We start from the raw sequence: 7,969 nt of genomic DNA on the forward strand, positions 1-7,969 counted from the left end.
AAGGGGGCGCGATGTTCAGCGTCGCCGAGGTCCTTCGGACCTATCGCAGCCTGCGGCAGCGGCTACAGGGTTTTGCGTTGATTCTGTAGGAGCGAGGCTTGCCCGCGATGACGGCCTTCACCCCCCCATCAAACCGCCGGCAACCGCCATTCGATCGGCGTCTCGCCATTCTGCTCGAGGTACTTGTTGGTCCGGCTGAAATGCCCGCAACCGATAAAGCCGCGGTAGGCCGACAGGGGCGACGGGTGCACCGAGGTCAGCACCAGGTGCTTGGTGGCATCGATCAGCTTCTGCTTGCTCTGGGCATGGGCCCCCCACAGCAGGAACACCAGGTGCGGCTGGTGCTCGCTCACCACTTCGATGATCCGGTCGGTGAAGTGCTGCCAGCCCCTGCCCGCGTGAGAAGCGGCGTTGGCCCGTTGCACGGTCATGGTGGTGTTGAGCATCAGCACGCCCTGGTCGGCCCAGCTCTGCAGGTAGCCGTGGTTGGGCATGTCGATGTTCAGGTCGCGCTTGAGCTCTTTATAGATATTCACCAGGGACGGCGGCGCCGGTACGCCCGGCTGCACCGAGAAGCACAGGCCGTGGGCCTGGCCCGGGCCGTGGTAAGGATCCTGGCCGAGGATCACCACCTTGACCTTGTCCAGCGGGGTCGAATTCAGCGCATTGAAAATCAGCGGGCCCGGCGGGTAGATCTCCTTGCCAGCGGCATGTTCCTGACGCAGGAACTCGCGCAACTCCGCCATATAAGGCTGGTCGAATTCGGCACGCAGCGCCTGCTTCCAGCTGGGTTCGAGTTTGATACGGTCGTCATCGGTCATGGTTGCACCCGGTAAAATCAATGGGCGCACCCTAGGAAAGCCCACCACGCTTGTCAATTGATCTGACGCAGAACCGCCACTTTCGCCTATAGCGATCATACTGAACGCTCAAATTCCCGATCGAGGTCACGATGAATCTGCACTTCGAAGAACTCACCGGCACCGACGGCGCGCGCATCGCAATTGCCAGCCTGGATGCCGAACACTCCCTCAACGCCTTGTCCCTGCCCATGATCCATCTGTTGAGCGACCGCCTGGAAGCCTGGGCCAAGGACCCGCAAGTGGTCTGTGTGCTGTTGCGCGGCAACGGCGCCAAGGCCTTCTGCGCCGGCGGCGAAGTGCGCAGCCTGGTCCAGGCCTGCCTGGCCCACCCCGGCGAAGTACCGCCGCAGGCCGCGCAGTTCTTCGCCGCGGAATACCGTCTCGACTACCGCCTGCACACCTACCCGAAACCGCTGATCTGCTGGGGCCACGGCTATGTGCTCGGTGGCGGCATGGGCCTGCTGCAAGGCGCCAGCATTCGTATCGTCACACCGAGCAGCCGCCTGGCGATGCCGGAAATCAGCATCGGCCTGTACCCGGATGTCGGCGCCAGTTGGTTCCTCTCGCGCCTGCCGGGCAAGCTCGGGCTGTTCCTCGGCCTGACCGGCGCGCACATCAACGGCCGCGACGCCATCGACCTGGACCTGGCCGACCGCTTCCTGCGAGACGACCAGCAAGAAGCGCTGATCGACGGGCTGCTACAGCTCAACTGGCAGGAACAGACGCCGATGCAGCTCAACAGTCTGCTCAAGGCCCTGCAACAGGAGGCCACCGAACAAATGCCCGCAGCCCAGTGGCTACCACGGCGCCAGCAGATCGACGAGTGGCTGGACGTCAGCGACGTACGCTGTGCCTGGCGAGCCATCAGCCAGTTGCACAATCACTCCGATGCCCTGCTGGCGCGGGCGGCGAAAACCCTCAGCGAAGGCTGCCCGCTGACCGCCTGCCTGGTCTGGGAGCAGATCCAGCAGGCCCGGCACCTGTCCCTGGCCCAGGTGTTCCAGATGGAATACACCCTGAGCCTGAACTGCTGCCGGCATCCCGAATTCAGCGAAGGGGTGCGGGCGCGCCTGATCGACAAGGACCACAAGCCCCGTTGGCACTGGCCGGACATCAACAGCATCCCCGACGCCGTGGTCGAGGCGCATTTCCACAAGGCCTGGGAAGGCCGTCACCCCTTGGCGGATCTGTCGGACTTCTGAAAACCAGCCATGAAAAAGCGGCGCTCCAGGCGCCGCTTGTTTGTTATAGGCAGATCAGCGGTTGTGATGGCGGTCACGGCGGTGATCGTCGCGACCACGATCGCTCCAGTCTCGACCACCCCGCCGGCCGTCAAAGTCACGGCGGCCGTCATGGCGCCGATAGTCGTTGTTCCAGTCCTGGCGGTGGCCATCCCAGCCACGGTTCGGGTAGGCGCGATAAACGGCCCGCGGCGCCGACTGGTAGTAACGCGGTGCCGGTTGGTAATACCGGGGCTGGTAGTACCGTGGCGCTGGTTGGTAATAACGCGGCGCGTAATAGCCACGGCCGGAAGAATAATAGGAACCGCCGTAGTAGACCGGCGCCGGCGTCGTATAGACCTCAGAGCGGTAGTAAGTGGAACCTCCGTCGTAGTCGTAATAGGGAACGCAGGCAGAAAGAGCCAAACCCAGGAACGCAGTGAGAAGAATTCGACGATACATGGCGGCCTCCTGGACCGCTGATGGGCCATGCCAGCGACGCTGGCCGGCGGCAGCCAAGGATGTTCTGGCTGACGGAATATCTGACCGCGAAAACCGGGTCTGGTGCGATTTCGGTTACACCTTGATACAAGTCGCCAGGCAAGGATTTTGGATCCGAAAACGCCCGGTTTTCGCGGGCTGTGTGCCATTGCTGGCGAGCGATCAAATGGCGCAGCTACCCGTCGGCGCGGCCACTAGAATGCTTGCATCGGGTCACTGCCACGGAGTCGCCCATGCCGCTTAGCTCCCCGCTGTATTCGCAACGCTGGCTGATCATCACGCTCATCGCGCTGCTGGGCGGCGGTTTTATGGCCACGTCCTTACTCAGCTATTACGCCTCGCGAACCTCGATCCGCGACAACATCGTCAACACCGAGCTGCCGCTGACCTCCGACACCGTGTATTCGGAGATCCAGAAAGACCTGGTACGACCGATCCTGATTTCTTCGATGATGTCCCGCGACACCTTCATGCGCGACTGGGTGATGGCTGGCGAACGCGATCCCGAGCAGATGACCCGCTATCTCAATGAGGTGATGACCCACTACGGTGCCTACACCGCCTTCTTCGTCTCCAACAGCAGCCTCACCTACTACCACGCCAAGGGCGTGCTGAAAAAAATCGCTCCTGATACCCCCCGCGACGCCTGGTATTTCCGGGTCCGCGACATGGCCACCCCGTATGAAATCAACGTCGATCCGGACCAGGCCAACCAGAACAACCTGACGTTTTTCATCAACTACAAGGTCTACGACTACCAGGACAATTTCATCGGCGCCGCCGGTGTCGGCCTCAAGGTCGATGCAGTGATCAAGCTGATCGACCGCTACCAGCAGCGTTATCAGCGCAGCGTGTATTTCGTCGATACCCAGGGCCGGATCGTCCTCACCGGGGCCGAAGGCGGCCCGCAGGGCGCTCGGGCCGGCCAGTCGCTGTTCGAGCTGGAAAACCTGCGCGACCTGCAGGCCAGGCTGCCCAAGCCCCACAGCGGCAACTACGAGTACAGCGCCCCAGACCAGCGGCACTTCCTCAATGTGCGTTTCATTCCCGAGCTGAACTGGTACCTGTTCGTCGACAAGCGCGAGGACAGCGCCCTGGGCGATATCCGCCGCTCGCTGTACCTCAACCTGCTGATCTGCCTGGCAATCACCCTGATCGTGCTGACCCTGCTCAACCGCGTGGTCAGACGTTTCCAGCGCAAGATCGAAACCCAGGCCACCCTCGACAGTCTCACCGGCCTGCCCAACCGCCGCGGCTTCGACTTGCTGGCCGCCCAGGCCATGCTCGAAGCCCAGCGTGAGCCCAAGCCGCTGGCCGCCCTGCTGCTCGACCTGGACCACTTCAAACGCCTCAACGACACCTACGGCCACCTCGCCGGCGACCAGGTGTTGAGCGGCTTCGCCCGGCACCTGGCAAGCTGCCTGCGCCAGTCCGATATCGTTTGCCGCTGGGGTGGCGAAGAGTTCATCGTGCTGCTCAAGGACACCGACAGCGCCACGGCGCTGAAGATCGCCGAGAAAATCCGCCTGCTGATCGAGCAACAGCGCTACGCCTATGAGGGCAAGAATATGCGGCTGACCGTCAGCATCGGCGTGACCACGCTGCAGGCGGACGATACCCTGCACAGCCTGCTATCGCGCGCCGACCATGCGATGTACCGTGCCAAGCAGACCGGCCGTAACCGAACCTGCATGGAAATGCCTCACTCCCGTTATGAATGAACCGACCCTGAACAGCCCCAGCCTCTGCCCGGCCTGCGGCGCCCGCAACGACTGCAGCCTGGCCGACCCGCGTACCGCCGACCAGGCCTGCTGGTGCTACAGCGTGAGCATCGACCCGGCGGTGCTCGAAGCCCTGCCGCCGGAGCTGCGCGATCGCGCCTGCCTGTGCCCGCGCTGTGCCCGGGTCGATGCGCAACTGCAAGCGGCCCCCCGGCCGATCCCGTAAGATGCGCAGCCTTTTGCCAGCCTGCCGATAGCCATGCGCGTTGACCGTTTCCTCAGTAACCTGCCCCGCTTCAACCGCCAGCAGGTGCGCCTGCTGCTGGTGGCAAAGCGCATCCGTATCGACGGCCAGGTGGTCAGCGATCCCCATGCCGAGGTGCGCGAGTTCAGCCGGGTCGAGCTCGACGACGAAGTGCTGCAGGCCGGCAAGCCGCCGCGCTATTTCATGCTGCACAAACCCATGGGCTGCGTCAGCGCCACCCGCGATCCCGAACACCGCACCGTGCTCGACCTGCTGGACGAACCGGACAAGCACGAGCTGCACATCGCCGGTCGCCTGGACTACAACACCACCGGTTTGCTGATCCTCACCAACGATGGCAGCTGGTCGCGACGCCTGACCCAGCCGCAGACCAAACTGCCGAAGCGCTACTACGTCGAGACCGAACAGGACATAGGCCCGGAGTACGCCGAGACCTTCGCCCGGGGCCTGTACTTCGCTTTCGAGGACCTCACCACCCTGCCCGCCGAGCTGCAGATCCTCGGCCCCCGATGTGTGCGGCTGAGCATCGTCGAAGGCCGCTACCACCAGGTCAAACGCATGTTCGGCCATTTCGACAACAAGGTCTTGCGCCTGCACCGCGAACGCATGGGACCGCTGGCCCTCGACGAAAACCTGGCGCCCGGCGAGTACCGGCCGCTGACCGATGAAGAAATCCGCCTGGTCTGAGCGCCTACAATTTCCGTAGCCGCTGTAAGCCATCGACGATGCCATGACCATTCAGCCGAAGTTGTCGAACAATTTACCAACGGCACTTGCGAGACGGCGTTCTCCCTGCTTGAATCAGTCCGTCGGCCGAAATGTGACCGATGAGTCACGAACATACTTCTAAGAAATCCTTTGCCGTCCGAGCCTCCTGTGCTCATTCCTGTTGTCCGGCAAATTGCCCGCCTATAACAACACCCGTCGACCATCTGTGCGGATCGACATGGGCTAAAAAATTCCAGGCGTATGCCTACCTGTCACAAATCTCGTGCACCCTCGGTTGCGCGCATACCCGCTTGCCAGGAGTCTTATGACATGAGGCCAGAAATCGCTGTGCTGGATATACAAGGTCAGTATCGGGTTTACACGGAGTTCTATCGCGCAGATGCCGCAGAAAAGACCATCATTCTGGTCAACGGCTCAATGGCCACCACCGCGTCTTTTGCGCAGACCGTGAAGAACCTGCATCCGCAATTCAATGTGGTGCTCTACGACCAGCCCTATGCCGGTCGTTCGAAAGCCCACAACAGGCACGAGAAAATGCTCACCAAGGAAGTCGAGGGGCTGATCCTGCTGGAGCTGATCGACCACTTCGCCGCCGAGCACGTGATGTCGTTCTCCTGGGGTGGCGCGCCGACGCTGCTCGCCCTGGCACAACGCCCGCGGCGCATTGAAAAGGCGGTGATCAGCTCGTTCTCGCCAGTGATCAACGAGCCGATGCGCGACTACCTCGAACGCGGTGTCGATTACCTCGGCAGCCTGGACGGCGACCGTGTCGGGCACCTGGTCAACGAGACCATCGGCAAGCACCTGCCGTCGCTGTTCAAGCGTTTCAACTATCGCCACGTCAGCACCCTGGCCGAGCATGAATACGGGCAGATGCACTTTCACATCAGCCATGTCCTCAACAGCGACCGCCAGTGCTACCTGAAAGCGGCGAAGAACATCGAGGTACCGGTGCTGTTCATGAACGGTGAATGGGACGAATACACCGCCGCCAATGACGCCCGGCTGTTCGGCAACCATGTCCGGCACTCGACGTTCAGCACCATCCAGGCCGCCGGGCACTTCCTCGACATGGAACACAAGGCCGCCTGCCGGGACAGCCGTAACGCGCTGATGGGGTTCCTCAAACCGACCCAGCACACCAGTCGTCCGCGCTATCACTACCTGCAGGACCACCATGCCCTGGCTATCTGAAGTGACGTCATCGCGAGCAACTCCTCCTTTGCCGCAGGAGCGAGCTTGCCCGCGATAGACCGCAAGCCGGTCTTCGCCCCGTCGCCGCGATGACGGCGTAGAAGCGTGCCTGCGTGCATTTCCCGCCGCTTCGCAAACACAGGCCCGGCAAAGAAAAACTTCAAATCCGCGCGCACTTCTGGTACAAAGTCAGCCGCTCCGAGCGGGTGTCGTATAATGGCATTACTCCAGCTTCCCAAGCTGATAACGAGGGTTCGATTCCCTTCACCCGCTCCACTTCATTCGAGTCCCAGCGTCAGGCCCTGCCGACGAGGGATGCAGAAACAAAAAACCGGTCCTCGAGTGACCGGTTTTTTTATGGGCGCTTTATCAACCTGCGGCCACGATAAACGAGCGCGGAAATGGCAATAGCCCCGAATAGCCCCGTGCTGTCCCCCAGCGCCTCGACCGGGTTCACTCATCTTCAAAGATGCTGACCAGGCCCGCTCATCTGTATTCCTGTCGACCCTCAACGCAATCAGCTTGGCCAGTACTTCGGCAGATATCGCGGTTCGAGAAGGATCCTGCAACACAGCCAGCGCTCTTATCCGCCGCGTTCCAAACTCGCTCTTTCTACACTTCAGCCTGCGGAGTACCCCTGCCAACGACCGTCGGGCGGGCCAGGTATTGAACACATTTTTTTGGTAGGTATAGTAACCACCAAACATCACAAGGAGGTGATGTGGACAGTCGGTATTTGATCGGCCAAATCGTCGCAGACGGTTGGTATCTGGTCAGGGTCAGAGGCAGTCACCATCATTTCAGGCATCCCAGTAAACCGGGGCTGGTGACAGTGCCACATCCCAAAAAGGACCTGCTGAGAAAAACCGCCATCAGCATTCTGAAACAGGCGCTGCTCATGTGAAGGTGATTCACCGCGCCCTGGAGGTTCCGCACATGCTTTACCCGATTGCAATTTCAATGGGCGATGACGAACACGCCTGGGGGGTGGAAGTCCCCGACATTCCTGGCTGTTTCTCGGCCGGTGACGACCTCGACGACGCCATGGCCATGGCCCGCGAAGCCATCGAAGGGCACTTCGAGATTCTCGCCGAAGACGGTGCCCCCATCCCGCACGCCAACAAGGTCACCCTGCACGCAGCCAACCCTCAGTACGCAGGCTGCACCTGGGCGCTGATCGACATCGATGTCACCAAGTACCTGGGCAAGGCGCAGAAGCTCAACATCACCCTGCCCGGCTACTTGCTGAACCGCATCGACGAATACGTGCTGCATCACCCGGAAGCCAAGAGCCGCTCGGGTTTTCTCGCTTCGGCTGCACTGAAGGTATTGCAGCAAGAATGAACACACCGCCCTGACCGAAGCACGTGAGCGGCCAATAAGGCTGTTGGTGGCCGCTCAACGCTGGACCGGCTAGCGCTCGCGCAAAAGAAGAATCGGCCCGGCGTGGCCGATTCTTTTGTCCCCCTGCGCTAC

The 7,969-nt window shown here is 61.6% G+C and carries 9 protein-coding genes and 1 tRNA gene; 8 read left to right on the forward strand and 2 right to left on the reverse strand.

What is annotated here, in order from left to right:
- Positions 1–128: 128 nt before the first annotated feature.
- A complete protein-coding gene (gene ung / locus J4E58_RS06610) occupies positions 129–821 on the reverse strand; it encodes a uracil-DNA glycosylase (protein ID WP_007929398.1) in 693 nt (230 codons plus the stop codon).
- 131 nt (positions 822–952) lie between these two features.
- Between ung and J4E58_RS06615 the strand changes: the two genes are divergently transcribed.
- Positions 953–2,065 (forward strand): enoyl-CoA hydratase/isomerase family protein, encoded by a 1,113-nt coding sequence (locus J4E58_RS06615; protein WP_087089099.1) that lies wholly within the window; start codon positions 953–955, stop codon positions 2,063–2,065.
- A 54-nt stretch (positions 2,066–2,119) separates the two neighbouring features.
- Here the strand turns inward: J4E58_RS06615 and J4E58_RS06620 are convergent, their stop codons facing one another.
- Positions 2,120–2,545 (reverse strand): hypothetical protein, encoded by a 426-nt coding sequence (locus J4E58_RS06620; RefSeq protein ID WP_087089101.1) that lies wholly within the window; start codon positions 2,543–2,545, stop codon positions 2,120–2,122.
- Between the two features lie 272 nt (positions 2,546–2,817).
- Between J4E58_RS06620 and J4E58_RS06625 the strand changes: the two genes are divergently transcribed.
- From J4E58_RS06625 to J4E58_RS06655, 7 genes are all read left to right on the forward strand, one after another.
- The gene (locus J4E58_RS06625; RefSeq protein ID WP_087089103.1) at positions 2,818–4,305 is read left to right on the forward strand and encodes a sensor domain-containing diguanylate cyclase; all 1,488 of its coding nucleotides are present in this window, start codon (positions 2,818–2,820) and stop codon (positions 4,303–4,305) included.
- 7 nt (positions 4,306–4,312) lie between these two features.
- A complete protein-coding gene (locus J4E58_RS06630) occupies positions 4,313–4,531 on the forward strand; it encodes a cysteine-rich CWC family protein (protein WP_305886643.1) in 219 nt (72 codons plus the stop codon).
- 33 nt (positions 4,532–4,564) lie between these two features.
- The gene (locus J4E58_RS06635; protein WP_087089107.1) at positions 4,565–5,257 is read left to right on the forward strand and encodes a pseudouridine synthase; all 693 of its coding nucleotides are present in this window, start codon (positions 4,565–4,567) and stop codon (positions 5,255–5,257) included.
- 351 nt (positions 5,258–5,608) lie between these two features.
- Positions 5,609–6,493: an alpha/beta fold hydrolase gene (locus tag J4E58_RS06640; protein WP_087089109.1), complete on the forward strand. Its 885-nt coding sequence runs from the start codon at positions 5,609–5,611 to the stop codon at positions 6,491–6,493.
- Between the two features lie 202 nt (positions 6,494–6,695).
- Positions 6,696–6,769, forward strand: a tRNA-Gly gene (locus J4E58_RS06645).
- Positions 6,770–7,214: 445 nt separating this feature from the next.
- Entirely contained in the window at positions 7,215–7,397 is a 183-nt protein-coding gene (locus tag J4E58_RS06650) for a type II toxin-antitoxin system HicA family toxin (RefSeq protein WP_087089111.1), read from the forward strand.
- Positions 7,398–7,429: 32 nt separating this feature from the next.
- On the forward strand, positions 7,430–7,837 hold the full coding sequence (locus J4E58_RS06655; RefSeq protein ID WP_087089325.1) for a type II toxin-antitoxin system HicB family antitoxin: 408 nt from the start codon (positions 7,430–7,432) through the stop codon (positions 7,835–7,837).
- Positions 7,838–7,969 lie beyond the last annotated feature (132 nt).

This window comes from Pseudomonas sp. FW305-25 (assembly GCF_017351415.1).
Lineage (GTDB): Bacteria > Pseudomonadota > Gammaproteobacteria > Pseudomonadales > Pseudomonadaceae > Aquipseudomonas > Aquipseudomonas chlororaphis.

Bases quoted from the DNA above. Each gene is read 5' to 3' on its own strand.
- ung (WP_007929398.1), bottom strand. From the start codon at position 821: ATGACCGATGACGACCGTATCAAACTCGAACCCAGCTGGAAGCAGGCG.
- J4E58_RS06615 (WP_087089099.1), top strand. From the start codon at position 953: ATGAATCTGCACTTCGAAGAACTCACCGGCACCGACGGCGCGCGCATC.
- J4E58_RS06620 (WP_087089101.1), bottom strand. From the start codon at position 2,545: ATGTATCGTCGAATTCTTCTCACTGCGTTCCTGGGTTTGGCTCTTTCT.
- J4E58_RS06625 (WP_087089103.1), top strand. From the start codon at position 2,818: ATGCCGCTTAGCTCCCCGCTGTATTCGCAACGCTGGCTGATCATCACG.
- J4E58_RS06635 (WP_087089107.1), top strand. From the start codon at position 4,565: ATGCGCGTTGACCGTTTCCTCAGTAACCTGCCCCGCTTCAACCGCCAG.
- J4E58_RS06640 (WP_087089109.1), top strand. From the start codon at position 5,609: ATGAGGCCAGAAATCGCTGTGCTGGATATACAAGGTCAGTATCGGGTT.
- J4E58_RS06655 (WP_087089325.1), top strand. From the start codon at position 7,430: ATGCTTTACCCGATTGCAATTTCAATGGGCGATGACGAACACGCCTGG.